At 61.2% G+C, this 26990-nt stretch carries 30 protein-coding genes; 20 read left to right on the plus strand and 10 right to left on the minus strand.

The features are described from left to right. Positions 1-43 precede the first annotated feature (43 nt). A complete protein-coding gene (gene ptsN, locus CHEJ32_RS0114980) occupies positions 44-508 on the plus strand; it encodes a PTS IIA-like nitrogen regulatory protein PtsN (RefSeq protein ID WP_028034520.1) in 465 nt (154 codons plus the stop codon). 61 nt (positions 509-569) lie between these two features. On the opposite strand, the gene CHEJ32_RS0114985 is transcribed toward ptsN, so the two are convergent. Beyond that, entirely contained in the window at positions 570-827 is a 258-nt protein-coding gene (locus tag CHEJ32_RS0114985; protein WP_028034521.1) for a DUF1150 domain-containing protein, read from the minus strand. 82 nt (positions 828-909) lie between these two features. Further along, a complete protein-coding gene (locus CHEJ32_RS0114990; protein WP_028034522.1) occupies positions 910-1335 on the minus strand; it encodes an Hsp20 family protein in 426 nt (141 codons plus the stop codon). Positions 1336-1446: 111 nt separating this feature from the next. Here CHEJ32_RS0114990 and CHEJ32_RS0114995 point away from each other — a divergent pair, with 111 nt between their 5' ends. The 10 genes from CHEJ32_RS0114995 to upp all read left to right on the plus strand — a co-directional run bounded on the left by CHEJ32_RS0114995 (position 1447) and on the right by upp (position 11247). After that, positions 1447-2388 (plus strand): nucleoside hydrolase, encoded by a 942-nt coding sequence (locus CHEJ32_RS0114995; protein WP_028034523.1) that lies wholly within the window; start codon positions 1447-1449, stop codon positions 2386-2388. 138 nt (positions 2389-2526) lie between these two features. Beyond that, complete coding sequence (gene phnC / locus CHEJ32_RS0115000) at positions 2527-3363, plus strand: phosphonate ABC transporter ATP-binding protein (protein ID WP_028034524.1); 837 nt, start codon at positions 2527-2529, stop codon at positions 3361-3363. A gap of 85 nt (positions 3364-3448) precedes the next feature. Continuing rightward, positions 3449-4357 carry a phosphonate ABC transporter substrate-binding protein gene (phnD, locus tag CHEJ32_RS0115005; protein WP_028034525.1) on the plus strand — a complete coding sequence of 303 codons (909 nt, stop codon included), beginning with the start codon at positions 3449-3451 and terminating at the stop codon, positions 4355-4357. Positions 4358-4414: 57 nt separating this feature from the next. Further along, on the plus strand, positions 4415-5383 hold the full coding sequence (phnE, locus tag CHEJ32_RS0115010; protein ID WP_028034526.1) for a phosphonate ABC transporter, permease protein PhnE: 969 nt from the start codon (positions 4415-4417) through the stop codon (positions 5381-5383). A 1-nt stretch (position 5384) separates the two neighbouring features. Beyond that, on the plus strand, positions 5385-6935 hold the full coding sequence (gene phnE, locus CHEJ32_RS0115015; RefSeq protein ID WP_034658575.1) for a phosphonate ABC transporter, permease protein PhnE: 1551 nt from the start codon (positions 5385-5387) through the stop codon (positions 6933-6935). 118 nt (positions 6936-7053) lie between these two features. Then, on the plus strand, positions 7054-7761 hold the full coding sequence (locus CHEJ32_RS0115020) for a DUF1045 domain-containing protein (RefSeq protein WP_028034528.1): 708 nt from the start codon (positions 7054-7056) through the stop codon (positions 7759-7761). 1 nt (position 7762) lies between these two features. Further along, on the plus strand, positions 7763-8902 hold the full coding sequence (locus CHEJ32_RS0115025; RefSeq protein WP_028034529.1) for an alpha-D-ribose 1-methylphosphonate 5-triphosphate diphosphatase: 1140 nt from the start codon (positions 7763-7765) through the stop codon (positions 8900-8902). Continuing rightward, positions 8902-9531, plus strand: a complete 630-nt coding sequence (gene phnN / locus CHEJ32_RS0115030) for a phosphonate metabolism protein/1,5-bisphosphokinase (PRPP-forming) PhnN (RefSeq protein WP_028034530.1) — start codon at positions 8902-8904, stop codon at positions 9529-9531. The genes CHEJ32_RS0115025 and phnN overlap by 1 nt, the downstream gene beginning before the upstream one ends. 21 nt (positions 9532-9552) lie before the next feature. After that, a complete protein-coding gene (locus tag CHEJ32_RS0115035; protein ID WP_028034531.1) occupies positions 9553-10524 on the plus strand; it encodes an adenosine deaminase in 972 nt (323 codons plus the stop codon). 93 nt (positions 10525-10617) lie between these two features. Next, positions 10618-11247 (plus strand): uracil phosphoribosyltransferase, encoded by a 630-nt coding sequence (gene upp / locus CHEJ32_RS0115040; RefSeq protein ID WP_028034532.1) that lies wholly within the window; start codon positions 10618-10620, stop codon positions 11245-11247. A gap of 53 nt (positions 11248-11300) precedes the next feature. Here upp and deoA read toward each other — a convergent pair whose 3' ends face one another. The 6 genes from deoA to CHEJ32_RS0115070 all read right to left on the minus strand — a co-directional run bounded on the left by deoA (position 11301) and on the right by CHEJ32_RS0115070 (position 17524). After that, positions 11301-12614, minus strand: a complete 1314-nt coding sequence (gene deoA / locus CHEJ32_RS0115045) for a thymidine phosphorylase (RefSeq protein ID WP_028034533.1) — start codon at positions 12612-12614, stop codon at positions 11301-11303. A gap of 72 nt (positions 12615-12686) precedes the next feature. Further along, complete coding sequence (locus CHEJ32_RS0115050; RefSeq protein ID WP_028034534.1) at positions 12687-13493, minus strand: purine-nucleoside phosphorylase; 807 nt, start codon at positions 13491-13493, stop codon at positions 12687-12689. Beyond that, complete coding sequence (locus CHEJ32_RS0115055) at positions 13490-13885, minus strand: cytidine deaminase (RefSeq protein ID WP_028034535.1); 396 nt, start codon at positions 13883-13885, stop codon at positions 13490-13492. Before CHEJ32_RS0115055 ends, CHEJ32_RS0115050 begins: the two co-directional genes overlap by 4 nt. Further along, positions 13885-14856, minus strand: a complete 972-nt coding sequence (locus tag CHEJ32_RS0115060) for an ABC transporter permease (protein ID WP_028034536.1) — start codon at positions 14854-14856, stop codon at positions 13885-13887. Before CHEJ32_RS0115060 ends, CHEJ32_RS0115055 begins: the two co-directional genes overlap by 1 nt. Next, entirely contained in the window at positions 14856-15995 is a 1140-nt protein-coding gene (locus tag CHEJ32_RS0115065; protein ID WP_028034537.1) for an ABC transporter permease, read from the minus strand. The genes CHEJ32_RS0115060 and CHEJ32_RS0115065 overlap by 1 nt, the downstream gene beginning before the upstream one ends. Beyond that, positions 15992-17524 carry an ABC transporter ATP-binding protein gene (locus CHEJ32_RS0115070; protein ID WP_028034538.1) on the minus strand — a complete coding sequence of 511 codons (1533 nt, stop codon included), beginning with the start codon at positions 17522-17524 and terminating at the stop codon, positions 15992-15994. The genes CHEJ32_RS0115065 and CHEJ32_RS0115070 overlap by 4 nt, the downstream gene beginning before the upstream one ends. A 168-nt stretch (positions 17525-17692) precedes the next feature. On the opposite strand from CHEJ32_RS0115070, the gene CHEJ32_RS0115075 reads away from it, so the two are divergent. The 3 genes from CHEJ32_RS0115075 (at position 17693) to CHEJ32_RS0115085 (ending at position 19462) form a co-directional block, all read left to right on the plus strand. Beyond that, the gene (locus tag CHEJ32_RS0115075) at positions 17693-18172 is read left to right on the plus strand and encodes a pyridoxamine 5'-phosphate oxidase family protein (RefSeq protein WP_028034539.1); all 480 of its coding nucleotides are present in this window, start codon (positions 17693-17695) and stop codon (positions 18170-18172) included. A gap of 133 nt (positions 18173-18305) precedes the next feature. Further along, positions 18306-18932 (plus strand): ABATE domain-containing protein, encoded by a 627-nt coding sequence (locus CHEJ32_RS0115080; RefSeq protein WP_028034540.1) that lies wholly within the window; start codon positions 18306-18308, stop codon positions 18930-18932. Positions 18933-18943: 11 nt separating this feature from the next. Then, entirely contained in the window at positions 18944-19462 is a 519-nt protein-coding gene (locus tag CHEJ32_RS0115085; protein WP_028034541.1) for a hypothetical protein, read from the plus strand. 55 nt (positions 19463-19517) lie between these two features. Here CHEJ32_RS0115085 and CHEJ32_RS27185 read toward each other — a convergent pair whose 3' ends face one another. After that, positions 19518-19658, minus strand: coding sequence for a hypothetical protein (locus CHEJ32_RS27185; protein ID WP_156936708.1), 141 nt, complete (start codon positions 19656-19658; stop codon positions 19518-19520). On the opposite strand from CHEJ32_RS27185, the gene CHEJ32_RS0115095 reads away from it, so the two are divergent. The 3 genes from CHEJ32_RS0115095 to CHEJ32_RS0115105 all read left to right on the plus strand — a co-directional run bounded on the left by CHEJ32_RS0115095 (position 19657) and on the right by CHEJ32_RS0115105 (position 23246). Then, the gene (locus tag CHEJ32_RS0115095; protein ID WP_210164590.1) at positions 19657-21231 is read left to right on the plus strand and encodes a sugar ABC transporter ATP-binding protein; all 1575 of its coding nucleotides are present in this window, start codon (positions 19657-19659) and stop codon (positions 21229-21231) included. The two genes, CHEJ32_RS27185 and CHEJ32_RS0115095, sit on opposite strands and share 2 nt — an antisense overlap. Continuing rightward, a complete protein-coding gene (locus CHEJ32_RS0115100; protein ID WP_028034543.1) occupies positions 21228-22235 on the plus strand; it encodes an ABC transporter permease in 1008 nt (335 codons plus the stop codon). Before CHEJ32_RS0115095 ends, CHEJ32_RS0115100 begins: the two co-directional genes overlap by 4 nt. Positions 22236-22298: 63 nt before the next feature. After that, on the plus strand, positions 22299-23246 hold the full coding sequence (locus CHEJ32_RS0115105) for an ABC transporter substrate-binding protein (protein WP_028034544.1): 948 nt from the start codon (positions 22299-22301) through the stop codon (positions 23244-23246). A gap of 129 nt (positions 23247-23375) precedes the next feature. On the opposite strand, the gene CHEJ32_RS0115115 is transcribed toward CHEJ32_RS0115105, so the two are convergent. Next, on the minus strand, positions 23376-23585 hold the full coding sequence (locus CHEJ32_RS0115115) for a hypothetical protein (protein WP_028034545.1): 210 nt from the start codon (positions 23583-23585) through the stop codon (positions 23376-23378). Between the two features lie 277 nt (positions 23586-23862). Between CHEJ32_RS0115115 and CHEJ32_RS0115120 the strand changes: the two genes are divergently transcribed. The 3 genes from CHEJ32_RS0115120 to scpB all read left to right on the plus strand — a co-directional run bounded on the left by CHEJ32_RS0115120 (position 23863) and on the right by scpB (position 26955). Next, on the plus strand, positions 23863-24801 hold the full coding sequence (locus CHEJ32_RS0115120; protein WP_028034546.1) for an AEC family transporter: 939 nt from the start codon (positions 23863-23865) through the stop codon (positions 24799-24801). A 185-nt stretch (positions 24802-24986) separates the two neighbouring features. Continuing rightward, entirely contained in the window at positions 24987-26165 is a 1179-nt protein-coding gene (locus tag CHEJ32_RS0115125; RefSeq protein WP_028034547.1) for a CaiB/BaiF CoA-transferase family protein, read from the plus strand. Beyond that, a complete protein-coding gene (scpB, locus tag CHEJ32_RS0115130; protein ID WP_034658577.1) occupies positions 26158-26955 on the plus strand; it encodes a methylmalonyl-CoA decarboxylase in 798 nt (265 codons plus the stop codon). Before CHEJ32_RS0115125 ends, scpB begins: the two co-directional genes overlap by 8 nt. Positions 26956-26990: the final 35 nt, after the last annotated feature.

The following is a 26990-nucleotide window of genomic DNA, read 5'->3' on the forward strand; positions in this document are numbered from 1 at the left end:
GGCTCTCGCCGGAAGGGGCACGGCAAGCAGAGGAATCATGAAAATGGATCTGAGCGATCTTATCGCGGTTTCGGCAATCCTGCCGGCCTTGAAGGCAAATTCAAAGAAGCAGGTCTTGCAGCTGCTTGCGGAGAAGGCGGCGGAGCAGACGAGCCTGCCGGAGCGCGAAATCTTCGAAACGATCCTGCAGCGGGAAAAGCTGGGTTCTACGGGTGTGGGCAATGGGATCGCCATTCCTCACGGAAAGCTGCCCGGCATCAAACAGATCACCGGCGTCTTCGCGCGGCTGGAAACACCAGTGGACTTCGATTCGCTGGATGACCTTCCGGTCGATCTCGTCTTCCTGCTGCTCGCCCCCGAAGGCGCGGGCGCCGATCACCTGAAAGCACTGTCGCGGATCGCGCGTGTGCTGCGCGACGCAGACACCACCGCAAAGATCCGCGGTACCCGGGACGCCGCTGCCATCCACACCTTCCTGTCGGAAGCTCCCGCTTCAAACGCGGCTTGACGTGAAGCTTTCAAGCGCCACGCAAGTCTCTTGCGTGGCGTGATTGTTTTCTCGGTTGGCCTTAATGGAGGCTGACCGGCTTGAGATCGTTCTGAAAGGCCCCGGCCAGGGCTGCATCGCGTTGATCGGCCAGCAGGATCGGCTGCCCGTTTGCCGCAAACAGCGCCCATAGCTTCGTGCCCGGAACCATGTCGGGCATTCCCGGAAACTTCACCTTGAGCTCCTCGGCGTCCATCTCGCGCATATAGGCGATCGCGCCTTCGCCCAAATTGGCAAGCTGCTGCGGGGTAAGCGTGAACTTCGTTGTGTTGTTCGTCATATCAGCCTCCTATCCAGCGGGCCGTCTTGAAAGACCAACCCACTCAAGAGCTTTGTGGTTCCGGTCGAAACGCCCCGGATCGTCATTCCTTCACCGAAATGTTTATTTTGCGCACCAGCCGTTCGGGCTCGGGCCTGTCGAGATCAACGGAAAGCAGGCCGTTCTTGAGCTCCGCCCCGAGCACCCGCATGCCATCCGCAAGCACGAAGACTCGCTGGAACTGCCGCGATGCTATGCCCCGATGCAGGAATTCGCGCTCCGTCTCGTCGTTCTGCCGGCCGCGTACCACGAGCTGGTTTTCCTCGGTGGTCACCTCGAGGTCCTGCTCCGAAAAGCCGGCTACGGCGAGCGTGATCCGCAGACGCTCGCCGCGTCCATCGGTATTGCGGATACGTTCTATATTGTATGGAGGATAGCTGTCGCCCGACTTGGCGATGCGTTCGAGCGTCTTTTCCATACTGTCGAACCCCAACAAGAGCGGGTTCGAAAACGGCGTCATGCGCGTCATGTGTTCCTGTCCTCAAAGAGCGACGTGGACAGGCGAAAACCCGATTGGCGCTTCCGCCTGCGACATTGATATGGTCGATCCGATAAATGAGTTCAAGAAGGTAAAGAGATCGTGGCGCAGCGGAGAAAAATCATCATCGATACGGATCCGGGACAGGACGACGCCGTTGCCATTCTGCTTGCTCTTGCGAGCCCGGAGCTTGAAATCCTCGGCATCGCCACCGTTGCGGGGAATGTCCCTCTGGCGCTTACGGAGAAGAACGCGCGCAAGATCTGCGAACTGGCGGGCCGGCCGGATGTGCCGGTCTATGCCGGAGCGGTTCGCCCCATGGTGAACGACTTGGTAACCGCGGAACATGTGCACGGCAAAACAGGTCTGGATGGGCCGGATCTTCCGGACCCCCGCATGCCACTGCAAGCCAAGCACGCGGTCGACTGGATCATAGAAACGCTGATGGCCCATGAGGCCGGCGAGGTGACCCTCTGCACCCTCGGACCGTTGACGAACATCGCTCTCGCGCTCGTGCGGGAGCCTGCCATAGCCTCGCGAGTCCGTGAAATCGTCATGATGGGCGGTGGATTTTTCGAAGGGGGCAATGTGACGCCCGCGGCAGAATTCAACATCTATGTGGATCCACATGCAGCCGATGTCGTGTTCCGTTCCGGCATTCCAATTGTCATGATGCCGTTGGACGTCACCCATAAGGCGCTGACCACCTCCGCCCGCATTGCGGCTTTCCGCAATTTAGGCACACATGTGGGCAGTGCGACCGCGGAAATGCTGGAATTCTTCGAGCGCTTCGACGAGGAGAAATACGGTTCGGACGGTGGCCCTCTGCATGATCCCTGCGTGATCGCCTATCTGCTGCAACCCGAGCTTTTCAGCGGGCGCTTGTGCAACGTTTCCATCGAAACGGCCTCGGAACTTACTCTCGGCATGACGGTGATCGATTGGTGGCGCGTGACGGACCGGCCTGCGAACGCGCATGTGATGCGCGACATCGATCATGAAGGTTTTTTCCGGCTTCTGGTCGAGAGGTTGGGGAGACTTTGAATTCGCCGCGCCCGCCTGCAAGGGAAGGGGCGATTGTGAATTGTAAGAAAACTGACATCTCGACGACATGCCAGCTTCATGTGTGAGCTTTAGGCCATATTCCCGACAAGGGCTGAAAGCCCGAACGGGGAGAAGCTCATGCTTCAACTGCGAGAAGTCACGCGACGCTTTGGAACCAATGTCGCGGTGAAGAACGTAGACATCGAAATCGGCGACGGTGAGATGGTCGGCATCATCGGCCGTTCCGGTGCCGGCAAATCCACGCTGCTGCGCATGATCAACCGCCTCATCGATCCGAGCGATGGGGCGATTCTTTTTGATGGAGTCGAGGTTTCGGCCCTTAGCGGCGCGGCGCTTCGGCGGTGGCAGCGCGATTGTGCGATGATCTTCCAGCAGTTCAATCTCGTGCCTCGGCTCGATGTGCTCACGAATGTTCTGCTTGGACGCCTCAACCATCGTTCTACCGCCCGCAACCTCCTCGGTCTCTATTCACGCGAGGAGCGCCTGCAGGCGATCGCCGCTTTGGAGCGCCTCGACATTGCCAGGACGGCATTGCAGAGAGCAGGCACTCTCTCGGGAGGGCAGCAGCAGCGTGTTGCGATCGCGCGTGCCCTGATGCAGGAGCCGAAGGTCATCCTTGCCGACGAGCCGATAGCTTCGCTCGATCCGCTCAACGCCAAGGTGGTGATGGATTCGCTGGCCGATATCAACGCCCGCGAGGGCATCACCGTCATCACCAACCTGCACACGCTGGACACTGCGCGCCACTACTGCTCGCGGATCATCGGCATGGCCCAGGGAGCCGTGGTCTTCGACGGCACGCCGGCGCAACTGACCAGTGAAGCCGTGCGCCGGGTTTACGGGGCGGAAGGGACGGACGCGATTGCCGAGGCGATCACATCGACCAGCATAAACAAGCCGGCCCGACCGCCCCAAGCCAAGCCGCGCCTGGAGCCGGCCGTGCTCGCCGGCTGAACCGGCGGCGTAGTCCACGTAACGGACCTGAAATCCCAGAACGACCAAACGGAGCCGGCGCTGCCGGCCAGCAGGAGAGACGATCATGTTGAAGCACATCTTCTTGGGTGCTGTGGCTTTCGGCGCTATCCTCGTGGGAAGCGCGCGGGCAGAAGATCTCAAGGAATTCCGTATCGGCCTTATCGGCGGCGAGAACGAATCCGATCGGCTGCGCAACTTTCAATGCATGGTGGAGAAGCTGCCTGCTGTCCTGGGCGTCGAGAAGGTCTCGCTCTTTCCGGCCGCGGATTATGACGGCACCATCCAGGGCCTTCTTGGCGGCACGCTCGACTACGCCGAACTTGGCGCTTCGGGCTACGCCAAGATCTATCTGGAGGACCCGAACGCGGTCGAACCGATCCTGACCACGGTGCAGACGGACGGCTCCGCCGGCTATTACTCGATCATGGTCGCCCGCAAGGATTCCGGCATTCGTACGGTCGAGGACCTGAAGGGCAAGAAGCTCGGCTTTGCCGATCCGGATTCCACGTCCGGCTATCTCATCCCGATGGTCACGCTGCCGCAGGCGATCGGAACGGATGTTAAGAGCTATTTTGGCGAGACCGGCTTCGGCGGCGGCCACGAGAATCTCGTTCTCGAGGTGCTGAAGGGCACGTTCGATGCAGGCACGACCTTCGGCTCCGGCGTCGGCGAATTCGCCGACGGCTACAGCTCCGGCAATCTGCACAAGATGGTCGAAAAAGGCATTCTCGACATGGACGACCTCGTCGAGGTCTGGAAATCGCCGCTCATCCCGAACGGCCCGGTGGTCGTCCGTTCCAGCATGAACCAGGAAATGAAGGATACCTTCAAGCAGTTCATGATGGATCTGCCCAAGAGCGACCCGGAATGCTTCTCAGCCATTCAGGGCGGCGACTTTTCCGGTTTTATCGAAGTGACGCCCGAGTTCTATCAGCCGATCATCGACGCCCGCAAAGCCCAGATCGGCTCATAAGGAACGATGCTCTAATCGCGCCGCCGGTTTTCCGGCGGCGCTTTCATTGAGGGACCAATGAGCGTTACCAATCGCCCCCCAGTATCCCTGTCCCCGGGACATGCGATCGAAGTGCATTGGCAGGCGCTCGCAGCGCGACGCCGCTTCTACACGATTGGCGGCCTTCTCTTGATGTTCGCGGCCCTGAGCGGTTCGCTTTGGTTCGCAAATGAATCGAATGCCGGCAAGTTTTTCGATCGGCTTCCCTATTTCTTCGATTTCGTCGGCCAGCTCATGCCGCGAGACGGCTGGGAAGTGTGGCGGGCCCTTTTCGATCTCCCGTCGCCCTATGACGATGGCAGCCTGAAGTTCGACTATCCGGATGGAAGAGTCTATGTGACCGATGGCTTCTACATACCGGAATATTTCTATGACATGCTGGAGACGATCAATATCGCGCTCGTTTCCACGCTCATCGGTTTCGGTTTCGGCTTCGTCCTTTGCTTTCTCGCCGCTTCCAATCTCACTTCGCGACGGTGGCTGCGCTGGTTTGTGCGCCGCTTCATGGAAATCCTCCGCGCATTCCCGGAGATCGTCATTGCCGGTTTTTTCCTGGCGGTACTCTCGATCGGAGCTGTTCCCGCGATCATCGCTGTCGCCATCCATACGATTGGAGCATTGGGCAAACTGTTCTTTGAAGTGGTGGAGAATGCCGACTTGCGCCCGGAGGAGGGTCTGCGTGCGGTGGGCGCCAATTGGGTCGAGCGGGTCTGGTTCGGCATCGTGCCCCAAGTCCTTCCCAATTTCCTGAGCTATGGACTGCTTCGCCTGGAAATCAATGTACGCGCTTCCACCATAATCGGTGCTGTGGGTGGCGGCGGCATAGGCGAGGCGCTCCGGCTTTCCATCAGCCGCGGACACGAGGCAAAGACACTCGCCATCGTGCTTCTGCTTTTCTGCACGATTACCGCGGTCGACCAGTTTTCCGCGTGGCTGCGCCGCCGCATCGTCGGCAGCCAGAGCTTCGATTTCGGGCGGGGAGATTGAAATGGCGACGTTGACGGCATCCGAGGCGGAATCCCTCGCAGAACGCCATCCGGATATCTTCGCGGTACCGTTGCGCAAGCGTCTTGCCGGGTGGCTGATCGGCTTCGGGATCGTTGCTTATCTCTCCTTTGCCTGGTGGTTCTTTTCCGTAGGGCAGGTTTTGTCCGGCGCGAATTGGGAAATCGCAGATGCCTATATGGCCGACTGGATATCCTATGAAATCCAGCCCAGCCTCGCCTTGAAGGGCAATCATCTCGAGATCACCTATCCGCGCTTCTCGCCGCTTGGCGACAATCCCGACCCGGATTGGGTGGAGAAGCGTATGGGAACGGTGGAGATCCCCGAACGGGGCACACCGGTGACCCCGGACAATGGGGCTGCGAAGGCAGGCGCGGGCTTCCTTGGAAATATGAATTCTTCAAATTCCGGCGGCTTCCTGGGCCAGCTTGGCACCAGCGCTCCCGGCGCGGCTACCACGGCTCCCGCCAATACTCCACAGGAACCGGTGCGCCGCGAGGAGGCCGTTTTAGAGGCCACCGTGCATTTCGGCGGAGAAAAGAGCGTGGAGATCCTTCCCGGTCTTGTGCGCGTGCAGCGGGGCGAGGAAATGCTGACGTTCGAAATCGAGGACGGGCGGGTGATTGCGCGCGATCCTCTCCCCGACTGGGCGATCCAGCGTGAGCCGGGCGCCAAGGTCACGGCGTATCTCGGCTTTGCCGGCCGCGTGGAAATCCGCGACGATGTCGTCAAGATCCGCCGCCGTTTCCTTGGCTGGGAAAACTTTTTCTTCGATACGCGCTCGGCGTTTTTCGGCCGGTCGGTGGGGGAGGTGGCCCATCTCGTCTTCTTCGGCGAGAGGCTCGATCCCGATAGCTCCAACACGGCGCTCGCCTGGCAGGATTTTCTCAACAATACCGAATGGCAGCACGGCGATGTCTGGCTCAAGCTCTTCCAGACGATCGTGATGGCCTTTGTCGGCACGGTATTCGCGACTTTGCTGGCGTTTCCGCTCGCCTTTGCCGCCGCACGGAACATAAACCCCAACAGAGCCGTCAATTTCCTATTGAAGCGCTTCTTCGATTTCCTCCGTTCGGTCGACATGCTGATCTGGGCGCTCTTCTTCACACGCGCCTTCGGTCCCGGGCCGCTCGCCGGTATTTCGGCGATCTTCGTCACCGATACGGGCACCTTCGGAAAACTCTATTCCGAGACGCTGGAAAATATCGATGACAAGCAGCGAGAGGGCGTGCGTTCGGTTGGGGCGGGACCGGCTGAAGTGCAGCGTTACGGCGTGATGCCCCAGGTCCTGCCGGTCTTCATCAGCCAATCGCTCTACTTCTGGGAATCGAACACGCGCTCTGCCACCATCATCGGGGCTGTGGGCGCCGGCGGTATCGGCCTTAAGCTTTGGGAGGCCATGCGCACCAACTCCGACTGGGAGAATGTGGCCTATATGGTCCTGCTCATCCTCCTTGTGGTTTTCATCTTCGACAATATATCCAATCTATTGCGTCGGAAGCTCATCGGTACGGATGCTGCCGGAACGCGATGAGCATGCCTGCAGCAAAAAAACCATCTAAGAGGACGCCGTGCATGGTTTTCCGCGGCGGCTTCGTTAATCTGTCATGCAAATCACCTAATCCATCGCGATCTGCGAGGGCCGTTTGACAATGCGATATGCAATCTATTTCACGCCTCAAAAGGATGACCCGCTCACCCGCGCTGCGGAGCGTTGGCTGGGGCGGAGCGCTTTCGGAGGGCATCAGATTACGCCCACGGCAGCAGGATCCTTTTCCGCCGCTGAGATTGCGTTCCATACCGCCGCTGCGCGGCGTTACGGTTTCCATGCAACCTTGAAGGCGCCCTTCCGCCTCGCGGAGGGGAAGAGCGAAGCGGAATTGATCGCTGCGCTGGAAAATCTCGCCGCGTCGCGTGAGCCTTTCCTGGTCGAGCCGGTGAAACTTGCCCGGCTTGGAGGCTTTTTCGCGCTCGTGCCGGCTGTTGCATCGCGGGAACTCGACCAGCTTGCGGCCGATGTGGTCACCGAGTTCGAACCCTATCGCGCTCCGCTCACACAGGACGAGATCGCAAGGCGCAATCCCGATGGGCTTTCCCCGGCGCAGCTGAAAAATCTCTATAAGTGGGGTTACCCGCACGTATTCGAGGAATTTCGGTTCCACATGACGCTCACAGGGCGCATCCCTGCCGCCGAAGCCGAGCGGATGCAGCAGGCTATCGAGGAATTCTTCGGCCCGTTGCTTCTGCAAGCGCTTCAGGTATCAACACTTGCCCTGTTCGCGGAGCCCGAGGCAGGTGCTCCGTTCCACATAATGTCCCTTCATGCCCTGGGCGGCGAGAGGGAAAGGAAGTTTGCCTGAAATGCCGACTGAATTGATTTTGAAGAACGCTCGTATCGTGCTGGCCGATGAAGTGGTGAGCGGCAGCATCGCCATTCGCGACGGGCGCATTACCGATGTTTCGCGTGACGACATCGCTGGCGGCGAGGATATGGAAGGCGACTTCCTTATTCCCGGGCTCGTGGAACTCCATACCGACCACCTGGAGCGTCATTATTCCCCGCGTCCCAAGGTCCGATGGAACCCGATCGCCGCAGTTCTCGCCCACGACGCACAGATCGCGGCTTCCGGCATAACAACCGTGTTCGACGCCCTTCGTGTGGGCATGGATGAGGATGCGGATCTGGAATCCAGCGAGATGCGCCGCCTGGCGGACGCCATAGAAGAGAGCATCGCAGCCGAGCGCCTGCGCGCCGACCACTTCCTGCATCTTCGCTGCGAGGTCTCCGCGCCCGACTGCCTCGACGGCTTCAAGCTGTTCGAGAATGATTCGCGTGTGAAGCTTGCCTCACTGATGGACCATTCCCCGGGTCAGCGGCAGTTCACGGATCTTGAGACCTACGCGACCTATTACAAGGTGAAGATGAAGCTGTCGGATGACGAGTTCCGACGCTTCTGCGAGCGCCGCATGGCCCAATCAGAAAAGAATTCCGCGCCGAACCGTCGTGCGATTTCCGAAGCCTGCCGGGCAAACGGAATCATACTGGCGAGCCACGACGACGCCACGCTGGAGCACGTGCGCGAGGCGGAAGCCGACGGTGTGCGCGTGGCCGAGTTTCCCACCACCGCTGCGGCGGCGCGCGCGTCCAAGGATGCCGGGATGGCCGTTCTCATGGGCGCACCCAATGTGGTGCGCGGCAGTTCTCATTCCGGCAATGTCTCCGCACGAGAGCTTGCGGAAGCGGGCGACCTGGACATCCTATCTTCGGACTATATCCCCTTCAGCCTTGTCCAGGCGGCGTTCTTTCTGAGCGAAGCTGTCGAGGGCATCACGCTTCCGGAGGCCGTCGCAAAGGTCTCCAAGAATCCGGCGGAGGCCGTTGGTCTCAGCGACCGCGGCGTGATCGAGCCCGGTCGCCGGGCCGATCTGGTGCGCGTCCGGCTCGATGATGGCATCCCGGTGGTCCGTACCGTCTGGCGCGAAGGACGCCGCGTCGCGTGATCGTTTCCGCCTCTATCCAGCGCGCTCAGGACGAGGCGCCCTTTCCGATAAGGCAGGGTGTGTTTGTCGCCGTCGTGGGGCCTTCGGGCGGCGGTAAGGATTCGGTGATGCGCTATGCGAAAGAGCGTCTCGGCTCTCTCGAAGCCGATATCATCTTCGCCCGGCGTGTCATCACCCGCCCGATGGAGCCGGGCAGTGAGGAACATGACACACTGGACGAAGCGGGCTTCGAACGACGGAAGGCGGCCGGCGGCTTCGCTCTTTCCTGGTGCGCCAACGGGTTGAGCTATGGTCTGCCCGCAAGCGTGGACGAGGCGATGCGGCAAGGAAAGGTCGTCGTGGCGAATGGCTCGCGCGCCGTGATCCCCGAGATCAGGGCGCGTTATGTCCACGTCTTGCCCGTGGTCATTACCGCACCTCGCGAGGTGTTGGCGGAGCGTCTTTCCAGCCGTGGCCGCGAAACGCGCGAAGAGATGCTGGCTCGGCTCGCTCGCGGTACCGCAAGCGAACTCGCGGTAACCGACGGCCACGTCATCGACAATTCCGGCCCGTTGGAGGTGGCCGGGGAGCGTTTCCTCGAAACGCTACGCAAGGCTGCTGCCTGGAGCGATGTTTGTGATATGGTCTGACCCCCAAACGGGGCAGGCCGAATGGTGCTTAAAGCTGAACTCCATTGTCATATAGAGGGCGCCGCCTCGCCCGCGCTCGTCGAAGCCCAGGCGCGGAAGTACGGCGCCGACGTTTCTTCCTTCATCCGCGACGGCGCTTACTGCTGGCGGGATTTCACCACTTTCCTGATCGCCTATGATCGGGCCGCCAGCCTGTTCCGGACAGCGGAGGATTATGCACTTCTGGCGGAAACCCATCTGACGGAGCTCGCCCGACAAGGCGCGATCTATTCTGAATTCTTCACCTCGCCCGACCATGCCGAACGCGCCGGCCTTTCGCCACAAGCCTACACGGAAGGGCTTGGCGAGGGCATCGCCCGGGCAAAGCGTGCGGCCGGCATAGAGGCGCGCATGATCGTCACCGGTGTGCGTCACTTCGGCCCGGAAGCGGTGGAGAAGGCCGCCCGTTTTGCCGTCACCTGTGGCCACCCTCTGGTGACCGGCTTTGGCGTGGCCGGCGACGAACGTGTCGGCCATCCCCGCGATTTCGTGCGCGCGTTCGATATTGCCCGCGAAGCGGGGCTCGGCATCACCATTCACGCAGGCGAGTTCGGCGGGGCCGACAGTGTCGAAGCGGCACTTGATCACCTGAGACCATCCCGGATCGGCCACGGCGTGCGCGCGATCGAGCAGCCGGACCTCCTGCGCCGGATCGCCGAGGAGGGGATCGTCCTGGAAGTCTGCCCTGTGTCCAACATCGTGCTTAAGGTCTTCCCGGATTTCGCGCGGCATCCGTTCTTGCAGCTCCGGGCCGCCGGGTGCCGGCTGACGCTCAATTCGGATGACCCGCCCCATTTCCGCACCCGCCTGGCGCGGGAATATGAGGTCGCTGCCGAGCATTTCGGACTTCGCGAGGCTGCGCTCCTGGCTCTGACCCGGACGGCGGTCGAGGCGGCGTTCGTAGACGAGGAAACCCGCGCGGCGCTGCTGGCCCGGATCGAGGCCGGCTCCTGATTTCATAAATCTGTGACAGGAATTTACCTCCGTCTGGCGGCCGGACGCATAAGCGTTATTGTTTCGGCTAGCAGAGTTCGCGGAGTAAAAGCCATGCAGGGCGTAACCGTCGTCGATCACCCGCTTGTCCAGCACAAGCTCACCATCATGCGCGACAAGGAGACGTCGACCGCCGGTTTCCGCCGCCTGTTGCGCGAGATTTCGCTGCTGCTTTGCTACGAAGTCACGCGCGACCTTGAGCTCACGACGCGTATCATCGAGACACCGCTGACGACGATGGAAGCGCCGACCTTGGAAGGCAAGAAGCTGGTATTTGCCTCGGTCCTGCGCGCCGGCAACGGTTTGCTCGATGGTATGCTCGACCTGGTGCCCGCAGCCCGCGTCGCCCATATCGGGCTCTATCGCGATCACGAGACCCTGCAGGCGGTGGAATATTTCTTCAAGGCGCCGAGCGATCTCGAGAACCGGCTGGTGATCGTGGTGGACCCCATGCTTGCCACCGCCAATTCCGCCGTCGCTGCCGTTGATAAGCTGAAGGCGCGCGGTGCTGGCAATATCCGTTTTCTATGCCTGCTCGCCGCGCCGGAAGGTATCCAGCATTTCCGTGAAGCGCACCCGGACGTACCGATCTTCACGGCATCGATTGACGAGCGCCTCAACGAGCAAGGCTATATCGTGCCTGGGCTGGGCGATGCCGGCGATCGCATGTACGGCACGAAATAGCCGCTCCCGTTAACGTAAAGCCGGGACCGAGCTTGTCGCAACCGCCGGCATGATCATCCCGTAATCTTGTCGAGAACAGGCGATTTCGTCTGAGGCATCTCGTCGGAAATCCTGTAGGCATGGCGGACAGCCTGCGCGGCCCGTTCCGCTTCCGCTGAACTGCGGGCATGAACAATCGCGAGCGGATCGCCGACCCGTACCGGGGTTCCAATGGGCAAGGTTTCCGTCAAGCCGACGCTGTGGTCGATCGAATCCTCCGGCTTGCGCCGGCCGCCTCCGAGTTCGACCACCGCAACACCCAACGCGCGCGTATCGACGCCGGCAATGAACCCCTCCCGCTCGGCTTTGACTTGAACCTGCTCCGGGGCAGGGGACAGATAATCGTCCATCCTCTCCACGAAATCGGTCGGGCCGCCCAGTGTCGCAACCATTATGCCGAACCGGTCCGCTGCGGCCCCGCTGTCGAGCGCGTCGCCGGCGCGTGCAAGAGCATCCTGCTCATCGGCCGCTATAGAGGCCGCGACCAACATCTCCGCCGCGAGCGCCAGCGTGACCTGTTCGAGGCGCTTGTCGCGCGCCTTCCCGGTGAGGAAATCGACTGCGTTCCGCACCTCCACCGCGTTGCCGGCGGCGGTGGCGAGCGGCTCGTTCATATCGGTGATGAGGGCGCTGGCCGAAAGCCCCGCGCCCTGAGCCACCTGAACCAGGCTCGCCGCAAGGTCGACGGCATCGCGCTGTTCGGCCATGAAAGCGCCGTTGCCGGACTTCACATCGAGTACCAGCGATTGCAGGCCGGCAGCGAGTTTTTTGGAAAGGATGGATGCGGTGATGAGCGGGATGGATTCTACGGTTCCGGTCACGTCGCGGATGGCGTAGAACCGCCGGTCCGCTGGCGCAAGGTCTCCCGTCTGGCCGATGATGGCGCAGCCTGACGCCCGCACGGCCCGTTCGAACTCTTCCTGGGTCGGCTGGCTGCGATATCCGGGAATGGAATCCATCTTGTCGAGCGTGCCGCCCGTGTGGCCGAGCCCGCGGCCCGAGATCATCGGCACATAGGCGCCGCAGGCGGCCACGATGGGCGCCAGCATCAGCGAGACATTGTCACCCACGCCGCCGGTGGAATGCTTGTCGGTGACCGGGCCCGGCAGGGATGACCAATCGAGCACATCGCCGGAATCGCGCATGGAGAGTGTCAGAGCGACGGTCTCCTCCCGCTCCATGCCGTTCAACAGGATCGCCATTGCGAGCGCGGCTACCTGCCCTTCGCTCCACTGGCCGGAAGCAAGACCGGCGGCAAATTCGGCGATTTCGGCCGGGGAGAGCGACTTGCGATCGCGCTTCCTGCGAATGATTTCCTGCGGGAGCATCGTCAGTTCGCTTCCTGCTTGAGGCGGCGCGGTGCAGTGCAGACGGGCATAAGCGGGCCAGAATGCCGGCTGTCAAACATCCGGCATTTCCTCCGTGAGAAACTGCCGAAGGACCCTGGCAAGCTTTTCGCCGCCCACGGGAGCCATGTCCTTGGTCTCCTCATGAGAGAGTTCGCCCGCTGCCATACCGGCAGCGAGATTGGTGATAACGGAGCAGGCGGCCACGCGCAGGCCGAGGAAGCGGGCGAGGATTACCTCCGGCACGGTGGACATGCCCACGGCATCGGCACCCAGGATGCGCGCCATGCGGATCTCGGCCGGCGTTTCGAAGCTGGGACCGGAAAACCACATATAGACACCCTTGTGCAGCGTCTCGCCGGCTTTGATCGCAGCGCGTTCCAGCGCCTCGCGCAGCTCCCGGTCATAGGCCTCGTTCATGCCGACAAACCGCGCCTCTGCCTGTTCGCCGATGAGCGGGTTCATGCCGGAGAAATTGATGTGGTCCTGCACCAGCATGACCGAGCCTGCCGGCATTTCTGCCTTCAACGAACCGGCAGCATTGGTGAGGACGATCGCCGCGATGCCGATGCCGGCCAGCACTTCAAGCGCAGGGCGCATAGCGGCGGCATTCCCGTGCTCGTAATAATGCGCGCGGCCGGCGAGCATGATCACCGGAACGCTGCCGAAATAGCCTGCAACCAGCTCGCCCGCATGGCCGGTGACGCCGCTTCGCGGAAAACCGGGCAAGTCTTCATAGGGAATGCGCACGGGCTTGCTTACCTCGTTCGCCAGCCGGCCGAGACCCGATCCCAGCACGATAGCAATCCGCGGAGCCAGGCCGCCGAGCCGCTCGATGAGGATGTCGATCGTTTCCTTCATGTGCCGGGCTCCAGGTCGAAGGCATGCGGGAAAACCGTCGAGAATGGTACGGTCTCGACCACGCCGTTCATGTCGCAGAGATGCAGTTTCGCGTTCGATGTCACGAATTCGGAAAGCCGCTGGCGACAGCCGCCGCACGGCATGATCTTCGGCATTTTTTCCGCCACGACCGCGATCTCGGAGACGCGGCCGCCACCCGCCATGATCATATGGCCGAGCGCCGTGGTCTCCGCACACCAGCCCTCCGGGTATGAGGCGTTCTCGATGTTGCAGCCGGCATGGATCGCGCCGGTCTCGGTGCGGATGGCGGCGCCCACGGGAAAGCGCGAATAGGGGGCATAAGCCCTTTCCATCGCCCCCTTCGCGGCGGTGAAGATGTCATTCGTAGTCATCAGCGTTCCTTCACATAGGGGATGCCGCCGGCCCGTGGCGGTTCGGCCCTGCCGATGAAGCCCGCAAGCAGGATGACGGTGAGAATGTAGGGCAGCGCCTGCATGAACTGCACCGGGAGTTGGCCGACGAGCGGCAGCGGAGTGCCCTGAATCCGGATGGAGAAGGCGTCGAGGAAGCCGAAGAGCAGGCAGGCGAACATCACCGGTACTGGCCGCCATTTTGCAAAGATGAGCGCCGCGAGCGCGATATATCCGCGACCGGCGGTCATGTCCTTAACGAATCCGGCGTTCTGGGAAAGTGCCAGATAGGTGCCGGCAAGTCCGGTGAGGATGCCGGTGCAGATCACCGCGCGATAACGCAGCCAGGCGACGGAGATGCCGGCGGTATCCACCGCGGCGGGGTTCTCGCCCACCGCGCGCAGGCGCAGGCCGAAGCGGGTGCGGAACAGGACCCACCAGGTAAAGGGCACAAGGAGGAAGGCGACATAGGCGATAAGGGAGTGGCCGGAGAGCAGGTCCGAATAAAGGTCGCCGATGATCGGCACATCGCTCAGCGTTTCCGCGAAAGGCAACTGGATGGCGCCGAACCGCGCATCCCCGCCAAGCAATGGGGTGCGTCCGCCCTGGCTGAACCAAGCCTGGCCGAGAATGATCGTGGAGCCGGCGGCGATGAAGTTGATCGCCACGCCCGAGACGATCTGGTTGCCGCGATGAGTGATCGAGGCGAAGCCGTGCACGAGCGAAAGGAAGACGGCGATAAGGACTGCGGCCGCGAGCCCCGCCCAGGCGGAGCCGGAGACGGCGGCCGCGGCGCCGGCAGCGAATGCACCGGCAAGCATCTTTCCCTCGAGCCCGATGTCGAAGACGCCGGAACGTTCCGAATAGAGCCCGGCGAGCGCGGCCAGAAGCAGCGGCACCGAGACGCGGATGGTAGAATCGAGCAGAAAGACCAGCGTGTTGAAGAAATCCATCAGGCACGCTCCCCCTGCTTTGCTTCGACTCCGACCGAACTTGGTCGGATGTTTGCGAAGAGCGCCTGGAGGCTGGGCCGGAACATGTTTTCCAGCGCGCCGGCGAAGAGGATGACGAGGCCCTGGATGATGACGATCATGTCGCGGGATATGCCCGGCATTTCGAAGGCGAGCTCCGCACCGCCCTGATAGAGGATGCCGAAGAGGATGGCCGCTGGGACGATACCCGCCGGATGCGAGCGGCCCATCAACGCCACGGCAATGCCGACGAAGCCTGCACCGGTGACGAAATCGATCTGCAGCCGGTTCTGGTCGCCCATTACGGGGTTGAGTGCCATCATACCGGCAAGGGCCCCGGAGACCAGCATCGTGATGATGATAATGCGCGTCTCGCTCACGCCGGCATAGCGGGCGGCCTTTGGGCTATGGCCGCGCGTGCGGATCTCGTAGCCGAGCCGCGTACGCCAGATCAGCACCCAAACGAGAAAGGCTGCGAGCAGCGCCAGCAGGAACGACACGTTGAAAGGCGAGGAGCGCACGGTAAGCCCGATGGCATCGAACAGGAAATTGAGCTTGGGAAGCTGCCCGCCTTCCAGGAAGGTGCGCGTCTGCGGCGCCTGGCTGGCCGCAGGCTTGAGCACGTTCACCAGAAGATAGACCATCAGGCTCGCCGCAATGAAGTTGAACATGATGGTGGTGATGACGATGTGCGAGCCTCGCCTGGCTTGCAGATAGGCCGGAATGAACGCCCAAGCGGCGCCAAAGACCGCCGCGCCGACGATAGCGATCGGGAAGGTGAGCCACCACGGCAGAATACTGTCGAAGGCGAGGCAGACAAGCGCTACGCCGAGCCCCCCGACATAAGCCTGCCCCTCCCCGCCGATGTTGAAGAGACCGCAATGGAAGGCGACTGCGACCGCGAGCCCGGTGAAGATGAAACTCGTCGCGTAATAGAGCGTATAGGCGATGGCCTGCCCGCGCCCCAACGCACCTTCGACCAGGATGGCAGCCGCCCGGAAAGGATTTTCGCCGATCAGCAGGACGACGAGGCCCGCGACGATGAAGGCGACGAACAGGTTGATAAGGGGGATCAGCCCGTAATCAGCCCAGGCCGGCAGCTTTGCATAAGGCGTGCTCACGCCGCCGTCTCCCTTTCGTCCACGCCGGCCATGAGCAGGCCGAGCTCGCCTTCGGTGGCATCTCCGGCACGCTCGCCGACAATACGACCTGCGAACATCACCAGAATGCGGTCGGACAGGGAGCGGATCTCGTCAAGCTCGACGGAGACAAGAAGCACGGCTTTGCCGCGATCTCGCATCTCGATCAGCCGCTTGTGGATGAACTCTATCCCACCGACATCGACGCCGCGCGTCGGCTGGCCGACGATGAGGACTTTCGGGTCCTGCTCCATCTCGCGCGCAAGCACGATCTTTTGCTGGTTGCCGCCGGAGAAATTGGCAGTCTTGAGCTGCGGGTTGGGCGGGCGGATGTCGTATTTGCGGATCTTCTCCTCGGCATCATTGCGGATCGCGTCAACGTCGAGGATCGGTCCCTTGGCGTATTTCTCCTGCCGGTGATAGCCGAGGATGGAGTTCTCGCTTTCGTCGAAGGGCAGGACGAGGCCCATGTGATGCCGGTCCTCCGGCACATGGGCGAGGCCGCGGGCACGGAGCTCCGACGGGTCTGCCGCACCCGTCAGGTCTATGGGAATTCCATCGAGTGTCACGGTGCCGGAGACCGCCTTGCGGATGCCGGTAATGGTTTCGAGGAGTTCCGACTGGCCGTTACCCGCCACGCCGGCGATGCCCACGATCTCGCCCGTACGCAGATCGAAGGAGACATCGTCGACCATCGTCACGCCGCGCGAATCCTTGACGGTGAGGTTCTTCACCGAAAGCAGCACGTCGCCAGGGGCGGCCGGCCCCTTCTCGACACGCAACAGGACGCGGCGGCCGACCATGAGTTCGGCGAGTTCCTCGACGGTGGTTTCGCTCGTCTTGCTGGTGGCGACCAGTGCCCCCTGCCGCATGACGGAGACATTGTCGGTGACGGCCATGATCTCGCGCAGCTTGTGCGTGATGAGGACAACGGTTTTGCCCTCCTCCTTGAGCTGGCGAAGGATGCGGAAGAGATGATCAGCCTCGGCAGGCGTCAACACCCCGGTGGGCTCGTCGAGGATGAGGATCTCCGCGCCGCGATAAAGGGCCTTCAGGATCTCCACGCGTTGCTGCAGGCCCACTGGGAGGTCTTCCACTATGGCATCCGGATCGACCTCCAGCCCGTATTCCCGCTCAAGGCGCTGCAGTTCAGCCCTCGCCTTGGCGATGGAGGTGTTGAGCAAGGGCTCGCCCTCGGCGCCCAGGATAATGTTTTCGAGGACCGTGAAGTTGTGCACGAGCATGAAATGCTGGTGCACCATGCCGATGCCTCGCGCGATGGCGTCGCTCGGCGTCTCGATCTTGGCCTTCTCGCCATGGATGAGGATTTCGCCGCGGTCGGCCTGGTAAAAGCCGTAGAGGATTGACATCAGGGTCGATTTCCCGGCGCCGTTCTCGCCGATAATGCCGTGAATGGTTCCGGCGGGGATTTTTAGGCTGATATCCCTGTTGGCGCGGACCAAGCCGAAGCTCTTGTCGATGCCAATCAGCTCGATCGCAGCGTTCCCCATCAGCCTGCCGTCTTCCCTGACGTTTTATCGTTTGGTCAACAGGTAGCACGCAGCTTTTGGGCTGCCAACCAGGACGGCTGTGCGGGACAGAAGCGCACTGCCCTCTTAAGGAACAAGCCTGCTCGGCGGTGGTTGTTGGAAAAAGCCCGAGCCGATGGAGAATGCCCTATGGCAGAAATGGACAAGGAAGAACGCGTATGGGAGCTGATCCGGAAGATCGGCATCTGCATGCTTGCGAGCCGTGACGGCGAGGTGCTTCGCTCCCGGCCGATGGCCGCCTATTTCGACCGCGAGACCCATATCATCTATTTCCTGACCGATGCGGATAGCCACAAGAAGGAAGAACTCGACAAGGATCCGCATGTGGTGCTCGCCTTCGCGGATACGAGCAGCCAGACCTACCTTTCCCTGAGTGGAGTTGCCGAGGTCCTGAACGATCGTGCCAAGGTGCGTGAGCTCTGGTCGACGCCGGCGAAGGCCTGGTGGGACAGCCCCGACGACCCCAATATCCGCGTCCTGAAGGTTGTCCCGCAGGATGCACAATATTGGGATAGCCCGGGAACGGTCATCAGCTATGTGAAGATGGCCGCCGCCGCCGTTTCCAACACGCGGCCAGCCATGGGCGAAAACGTAAAGGTCAGTTTCTGAGCCGAATGGTGCAATGGAAACGCGGGGCGCGCACAGCGCCCCGTTGTTTTTGGTCGCCTCGACACAATCCTCGCCTTGACCTAACCGGCAAAAAGGATTTAGCTGGTTGACGATCCGGCGGAGATGAAGATCCATGAGTTCGCCACGGCTGGAAGCCGGCCCCGTGCCCTTCTTTCTGGGAGGCCGGCTCTGCCTCGATTTCGTCAACACGGTGAACAGCCGGTCGAGACCCGCCACCAGGAACTATCTGCCCGGCTTTGACGAGGTGATTGGCTGGGGTCGGCAGACCGGACTATTCGGCCCTGGCGCAATCGACCGGCTGGAAGAGCGCGCACGGGCTTTTCCCTCGCAGGCGGCGGAGGCGCACGGCGCGATAATCGCCTTTCGCGAGGCGCTTTACCGGATTTTCCGCAGCGTCATCGACGAGACTCCCGCACCCGAGGCCGATATGCGCCGCCTCAGTGATTGGCTGCGCGAGGCGCGCAATCAGCAAGTCCTTTCCGGGACTGGCCGCCTTTTCTCTTGGGCATGGGACGAGAGCCGGCTGGATTTCCGTTCGCCCGCTTGCGCCGTTGCGGTTTCGGCAGAGCATCTGCTCACCCACGAGGACCTCAAGCGGGTTAAGGAATGCCCCGGTCCCGAAGGCTGCGGCTGGCTCTTCTACGACGAGACCAAGAACGTATCGCGGCGCTGGTGCAGCATGGAGCATTGCGGCGGAGCGGCAAAGGCGCGCCGCTATGCCGAGCGGCATCGCCATTGAGGGAGGAGGAGATGCGCTGGAAATGGTCGGAGAAGCAAGTCCTCGTCACCGCCCTAGCGCTCTGCGCGGTGCTTTTCGTGGCCGGGTGGTTCACCCGCGAGGACCTGTCGGAGCAGCCCTATCTCGAAATCCTGGGTGGCGGCTTCATGTTCAATTACCGCAACACTGATGTTTATTACGGCTTCACCGCTCAGGTGAAGCGGCCGCTGGCGAGCGGGTCGATTATCGAGGCGAGCTTCGAGGATCCGCGGGGCGGCCCTCCGCATGTTGTGTCGGAGCGCGTGAGCACCATGACGGACCGCTACGCCCTGCGCTCTCCCTCGATTCGCGGTGTGGAGGCCGGCAAGCCGTATCACGTGGCGATCAAGGTCTATGACCGGGAGCGCAAGCAGGTAATCTGGCAGACCGAGAGAAGCTATCGAAGCCAGATCAGCGACAAGATCGTGCCGGCAAAGCCATTGACCATCGGTCCGGGATATCACCGGAATCCCGAAGCCGTGAAGTCGCAGTCCTCACTGCCGAGGCAGTGATATATCTGATGGCGCTCTGAATAAATTCCTGTTGCATATCGCCCGCGCAAGTGGATCATATGCCTGCAAGCAGGTTGACCGGGGTCTCCGCCTCGGTCGGGAGGAGACCGGCAGATGCATTCGGACGGGAGGCGGATGGCTTCATCCGCCGTGCAGCCGTTTCCGCGCCCATGCCCGCACCCAAGGGAGGCAGCATGAGCGCGCATTCTTCCGCACTGGGTGCGTCGGTATCCGACACCCCGCGCGTGCCCGTCGTCACGATGAGCGGTATCGAAAAGCATTTTCCGGGCGTCCACGCGCTGAAGCAGGTGCATTTCGAACTTCTGCCGGGCGAGGTGCACGCCCTCATGGGCGAGAACGGCGCGGGCAAATCCACGCTGATGAAGATCCTCGCCGGTATCTACCACAAGGACGACGGCACGATCCTGATCGATGGCGAGCCGAAGGAGATCGTGAGCCCACGCGCCGCGCAGGATCTGGGCATCAGCATCATTCACCAGGAACTGAGCCTGATGAATGATCTGATCACCGCACAGAATATCTTCATCGGCCGCGAGCCGCGCCTGCGCTTCGGCAGAATCGACGAGGCGCAGTTGACCCGGCAAGCGGCCGAGATCTTTGCTTCCATGAACCTCTCGCTCGATCCGCGCGCGCTGGTGGGAAACCTCACCATCGCCAAGCAGCAGATGGTGGAAATCGCCAAGGCGCTGTCGTTCAATGCGCGCGTACTCATCATGGACGAGCCGACCGCGGCGCTGAACAAGGCCGAGATCGAGGAACTCTTCGTCATCATCCGCCGGCTGAAGGCGGATGGCGTCGGCATTGTCTATATCTCGCACAAGATGGACGAGCTGAAGGAGATCGCCGACCGCGTGACGGTGATGCGCGACGGTCAATATGTAGGGACCGTCTCGGCTGCCGACACGCCGACGAGCCGCATCATTGCCATGATGGTGGGCCGCGCACTCACGGACACGACGGTGGAGATCCCCGATCTGAGCGGTGCAGAAATCGCCCTGGACGTGCGTGGCCTGAGCCGCGGGCGGGAGATCCGCAATGTGAGCTTCAAGGTCAGGAAGGGTGAGATTCTGGGCTTTGCCGGGCTCATGGGCGCGGGCCGAACCGAGGTGGCGCGGGCCATCTTCGGAGCCGACCCGCGCGATGCCGGCGAGATCCGCGTCAACGGAAAGCTTTGCGATATCCGAACGCCTACGGACGCAGTGCGCGCGGGCATCGGTTATCTGTCGGAGGACAGGAAGCGCTTTGGCCTTTGTCTCGGCATGGATGTGCGCGCCAATATTGCCATGGCCAGCATGAAGCGTTTCACGCGGGGCGTCGGTGCCATCGACGAAGGCGATATGCGGAAAGTGGCCGAGCGCTACATCGCGCAGCTTTCGATCCGCACCCCTTCCGACCGCCAGGAGGTGCGGTTCCTCTCGGGCGGCAACCAGCAGAAGGTGGTCATCGCCAAATGGCTGCTGCGCGATTGCGACGTGCTGATTTTCGATGAACCGACCCGCGGCATCGATGTCGGCGCCAAGAGCGAAATCTACAAGCTTCTGGCAAGCCTCGCTGCCCAGGGGCGCGCCATCATCGTCATATCGTCCGAGCTGCCGGAGATACTTCGCCTCAGCCATCGCATCGCCGTGATGTGCGAGGGGCGGCTGACCGGCATCCTGCCCGGCGGGCCGGGAACGAGCCAGGAGGAGATCATGCATTTGGCAACCCTGCGCGAGAGCGCCATGATACCGACGGAAGCCGCCCCATGAGCACTGTCGAAGCAGCACCGCGCCCGCGTCTTGCCGCCCGCCTCTTCGCTTCCGGCGCGCATCAGCGACTGCTTGCCTTCGCGAGCCTCATCATCCTCCTGGTGGGGTTTTCGCTCGCCTCTCCGAATTTCATGCAGATGTCGAACATCATTGCCATCCTGCAGGCGACTTCGGTGAATGGCGTGCTGGCGGTTGCGGCGACGCTTGTCATCATCACCGGCGGCATCGATCTGTCCGTCGGCACGCTGATGACCTTCTGCGCAGTCATCGCCGGCGTCGTGCTCACCTATTGGGGCATGCCCATGCCGCTCGGCATCCTCGCGGCGGTCGCGGCGGGCGCCCTCTGCGGGCTCACCTCCGGCACCTTCATCGCCAAGATGAAGATCCCGCCCTTCATTGCCACGCTCGGCATGATGCTGATGCTGAAAGGGTTGTCGCTGGTGATTTCGGGCACGCGGCCCATTTACTTCAACGACACGCCGGGTTTCACCGAGATCGCCAGCGGTTCGGTCATAGGCGCCGTCATTCCGGCGCTGCCCGTCCCGAACGGCGTGCTCATCCTTTTCCTGGTGGCAATCGGCGCGAGCTATATCCTCGGCCGCACGGTGCTCGGCCGCTACACCTTCGCGCTCGGGTCGAATGAGGAGGCGGTGCGCCTTTCCGGCGTCAATGTCGACGCGTGGAAGATGGCCGTCTACGCGCTTGCGGGCGGCATATGCGGCATTGCGGGCCTGTTGATCGCTTCTCGGCTCAATTCCGCCCAGCCGGCGCTCGGTCTCGGCTACGAGCTGGAGGCGATCGCCGCGGTCGTGATCGGCGGGACGTCGCTTGCCGGCGGCCGCGGCACGATCCTTGGCACGCTGATCGGCGCGCTCATCATGTCGGTGCTCACAAATGGACTGCGCATCCTTTCCGTCACCCAGGAATGGCAGACGGTGGTCACCGGCGCGATCATCATCCTGGCCGTCTATATCGACATGATGCGGAGACGAAGAACCGTTTGAATCAACGAGAAGGGCTCCAGGCCCCGAGGCTTCCAATCCGAAGAAGAACCAAGTGGAGGAGACATGTTCACGAGACGATTGTTCCTAGGCGCCATCAGCGCCGCGGCCCTGCTGGCGAGCGGATTTTCCGCCAGCTCGCAGGACAAGATGTATATCGCCCTCATCTCGAAGGGGTTCCAGCACCAGTTCTGGCAGGCCGTGAAGGCCGGGGCCGACAAGGCCGCCGCCGAACTCGGTGTGGAGGTCACCTTCGAGGGCCCGGATAATGAAACCATGGTCGACCGGCAGATCGACATGCTCTCGGCCGCACTTGCCAAGAAGCCGGCGGCGATCGGCTTTGCGGCCCTCGACAGCCAGGCGGCTATTCCGCTCTTGAAGCAGGCGGACGAGGCGGGCATCCCGATCATCGCCTTCGACTCGGGCGTCGACAGCGATATCCCGACGGCCACTGCGGCCACGGACAATCTTGCCGCGGCAGCACTCGCCGCCGACAAGATGGCGGAACTGATCGGTGGCAGTGGCAAGGTGGCGATCGTCGCCCACGACCAGACCAGCCGAACCGGCATCGATCGTGTCGAAGGCTTCCAGAAGCAGGTTGAGGAGAAATACCCCGATATCGAGATCGTCACCGTGCAGTATGGCGGCGGAGATCACCTGAAATCGACGGAGATCACCAAGTCGATCCTGCAGGCCAATCCGGACCTGAAGGGAATCTTCGGCGCAAATGAAGGCTCCGCGATCGGCGTCGTCAACGGCGTGCGTGAAATGAACCGGACGGACGTGGTGGTCATCGGCTACGATTCAGGCGCTCAGCAGAAGCAGGCGATCAAAGACGGGCTTATGGCCGGCGCCATCACCCAGAACCCGGTGGGAATCGGCTACGAGACGGTAAAGGCTGCCGTAGCAGCCGCTAAGGGCGAGCCGGTCCAGAAGGAGATCGATACGGGCTTCTACTATTACGACAAGAACAATATAGACGACCCGGAGATCGCCGCCGTTCTCTACGATTGATACGCGTGGCGTCGGGGAGCTTCTTTCCCGACGCCCTTTCAGCTGACGTCATTTGGACGATGGCCAGCCATGACATCCTGATTGTCGTGGCTGCTCGGCAAATTAGGGCTTCGTTCTGACTGTCTGGCGCTAGCGGCCCAACGCCTGTTTCGCGAGCGTGGTCAGTTCCTCTTCGTCGGTAATCCCGGCGAGGTAATAGCCGAGTATGCGGGAGGCGCGTGTCTCGCGCTCGTGCTCGCTTTCCCCCGGCACGCCAGTCTTATCGAAGACGCGCCCGAGGAGCTCGACCTCCGCCGGGTTGAAGATGCCTGCTTCTTTTGCTTTGCGACGATAAGGCATATGCCACGCTAGCGGATTAATTCTTTGAAGGTCAACATTTTTTGAAAACCGATGATTTCGTCGCGCAGCTCCTGCGGCATCTGAATAATCGTCGCCGCGTGCAGGTAATGAAGCGGTTATTCGCGGAGAACTTTCGATTGCGGTAATCGATTTCGCAAACGATTTTTGGCTGCGTTGGAAAAGGCTGATGCATTTAGGGGCTGACCAACGGCGGATGCCAAGATCTATAGAGCGGCGTCGAAACGCTGCTATTTCCGCTTTATTTGAGAGATTTTAAATGGCCTCGGATCTTATCGCGGCGATTCTGCCAGTTATTGTCACATTGTTGTTGGGGTATTTTGCTGGCTGGCATCACGACTTCGACATCAAGCGAGCGGCTGTGCTCATCCAGATGGTGATGTCGTATGCTCTTCCGATCACCCTTTTCAGCGGACTGCTGGCAATGCCCCGTCAACAGATTGCCGCGCAATGGAGCCTGGCGTTAACGATTGCCGTGGCCATGGTGGCAGCCTACGGCATCGTCCTCTTTCTCTCTCGGATCATATTCAAACGGGACATCATGACTGCGTCCCTACAGTCGCTGATGGTGTCAACTCCTTCCACCTTCGTTGGCGTACCGGTGCTGGGTCACCTTTTCGGAAATGAGCACACCATTCTGATTGCGGTCGTAGGTATGGTGTTCAGTTTGATACTTCTCCCCACGACCATGATCTTGCTCGCTGCCGGCAGGGCGAAAACGTCACCCGCTTCGGAAAACGGTTCGGAACTGAGTGGCGAGATCATCCACGCGCTCCGCCAACCGCTGGTTTGGGCGCCCCTGTTGGCCGTTGTGTTCGTACTCACTGGCTTGCAGCTTCCCTTACCGCTTCGGCAATCCTTCCTGCTGCTTGGCAACACGACGGGCGGAGTGGCACTGTTTGGGTGCGGGATTTACCTTTATTCCATCCGCATCACAGTCGGTACCGAGGCTGCACTGCTGGTTGCAGGGCGTAACATAATCGTTCCGGCAGCGAGTCTGGTGGCGATGCTTCTTCTGAGCTTTGAGGCAAATCCCGTGCGTGAGATTGTCGTTACCCTCGCGCTACCGGTTGTTGTGGTGGGCCTTGCGCTAGCCGTTCGATATGGCGTGGCTGAGCAGCAGATGGCATCAATATTATTTTTCAGCACTGTCCTTTCATTTCTGACCATCGCTGCCTTTTTTTGGGTGTCTCCATAAATTCAATATTGTTGCCAATTTTGTTGGCCGGTCTCAAAACAAAGATTGTATGCGAAGTCCTCTATCAATTTATCGACTGGGGAAGTTTGGTTTTAATACCCGAGAGGCATCGTAATCGGCGGCAAGGCTGATGTATAATCAGGTCAGCGCCTGCTGTATTATTGTTTATTTTAGGACGTATTTTAATGAGTATGGCGCCGCAAGTTACCGATGGCCTTCTTAAAGGCATAACAATTCTCGACCTTTCGCGTGTCCTGGCGGGACCGTTTGCGACGATGATCCTTGCCAATCTTGGCGCCCGGGTCATCAAAGTGGAAATCCCGGGCACCGGCGATGATTCTCGTGCATTCGGGCCGTTCAGCAACGGCAAGTCACTCTATTATTCCGCCATCAACTGCAACAAGGAGAGCATAGCGCTCAACCTGAAGAACGCCGGTGACCTTGCCATCTTTCACAAGCTCGCGGCAAAGGCGGATGTCTTGGTTGAAAACTACCGTCCGGGAACCATGGAAAAGCTCGGCCTCGGATGGGATGTGCTTCACGCGCGCTATCCCCGCCTCGTCTATGGCGCGGCATCGGGCTTTGGCGATAGCGGGCCATTCTCGCAGAGAGCCGCCTACGACATCGTCGTCCAGGGAATGGGCGGCATCATGAGCTTGACGGGATATCCGGATTCCCCGCCGGCACGGGTGGGTGTTTCGATCGGCGATATGGCAGCAGGTCTCTATCTTGCCATCGGCATTAACGCGGCGCTCTATCGGCGTACGATCACGGGCAAGGGCTGCAAGATCGATATAGCCATGCTTGATTGCCAGGTCGCGATCCTGGAGGACGCAATCACCAGCTACGCCAAGACAGGTGTTATCCCGGGACGCCTTGGGACCCGACATCCCACCGTTGCTCCCTTTCAAGCCTATAAGGCGAAGGACGGTCACTTCATTATCGCCGCTGGCAACGACCATCTTTTCGGCTTGTTGACGGAGGTGTTGGGGCGTCCGGATCTAGCAACGGACCCGCGCTTCAAGACCAACGATCTGCGCCACGATAATGTCGATGCGCTTCAGACCGAGATCGAGAAGGCGCTTGCGAGCAGGACGGTGTCCGACTGGATCGACGCCTTGGATGCCAAGGGTGTGCCTTGCTCAAGGATCAACGACATACCGCATGTGATGGCGGATCCGCAGGTGGCGGCGCGCCATATGGTGGTGTCCGTGAATGACCCAGTCGCAGGGCAGATCAAAGTCGCCGGAAACCCGATCAAAATCGTGGGCATGGCAGAGCCGACAACGTTCCGGCCCGCGCCGGGCCTCGATGCCGACAGGAGCTCCATTCTCGCTGAGATCGCAGGAGAATCCGATGAGTAGCGCTACTGTGTCCCAGGAACTCGTCCATTCGGAGCTTCGGGGCGAAGTGGGTATCCTCACCCTGGACAATTATGCCAAGCGCAACGCTCTCAGCCGGGAGCTGCTCAGGGGCTTGGTCGATGGTCTGCAGGGATTTTCAGGAAAGGTGAGGGCCGTGATCTTGCGGGCTGAGCAGGACGTCAAGGTTTGGTCCGCCGGGCACGATGTCACTGAGCTGGCGCACGATAAATCCGACCCGCTCGCTTATGGAGATCCGCTTGAGGTCGCGCTCCGGGCCATCCGGAACTTTCCGGCACCCGTCATCGCCATGGTGCAAGGGTCCGTGTGGGGCGGAGCCTTCGATCTCGTGATGTCCTGCGACATCGTGATCGCCGACGAGACGGCGAGCTTTGCGATCACCCCGGCCAATCTGGGCCTGCCCTACAACACCGCCGGTCTACTTCATTTCATAGGACGGCTGCCGCTCAATCTGATCAAGGAAATGTTCTTCACGGCCGCTCCCATAAAGGCGCAGGACTCGGCCCGGTGGGGAATCGTGAATCATCTTGTCTCCTCAACCGACATAGACAATTTCACGTTCGCCATGGCTCAGGAAATCTGCACCAAGGCACCTTTGGCTATAGCGGTCGTCAAGGAGCAACTGACGGTTCTCAGCGATTATGAGCCGATCGCCGCGCAAATCTTCGAACACATCGAGGATCTGCGCCGGAAGGTTTATGACAGCGAGGATTTCCAGGAAGGACTCAGTGCCTTCCTCCAGAAGCGCCGTCCTTCCTTCCAGGGAAAATAACGTTTCTCGGGGGGGACGGGCAGACACTCAGCGCT

Origin of the sequence: Chelativorans sp. J32 (assembly GCF_000518985.1) — a bacterium.
Classification (GTDB): domain Bacteria; phylum Pseudomonadota; class Alphaproteobacteria; order Rhizobiales; family Rhizobiaceae; genus Chelativorans.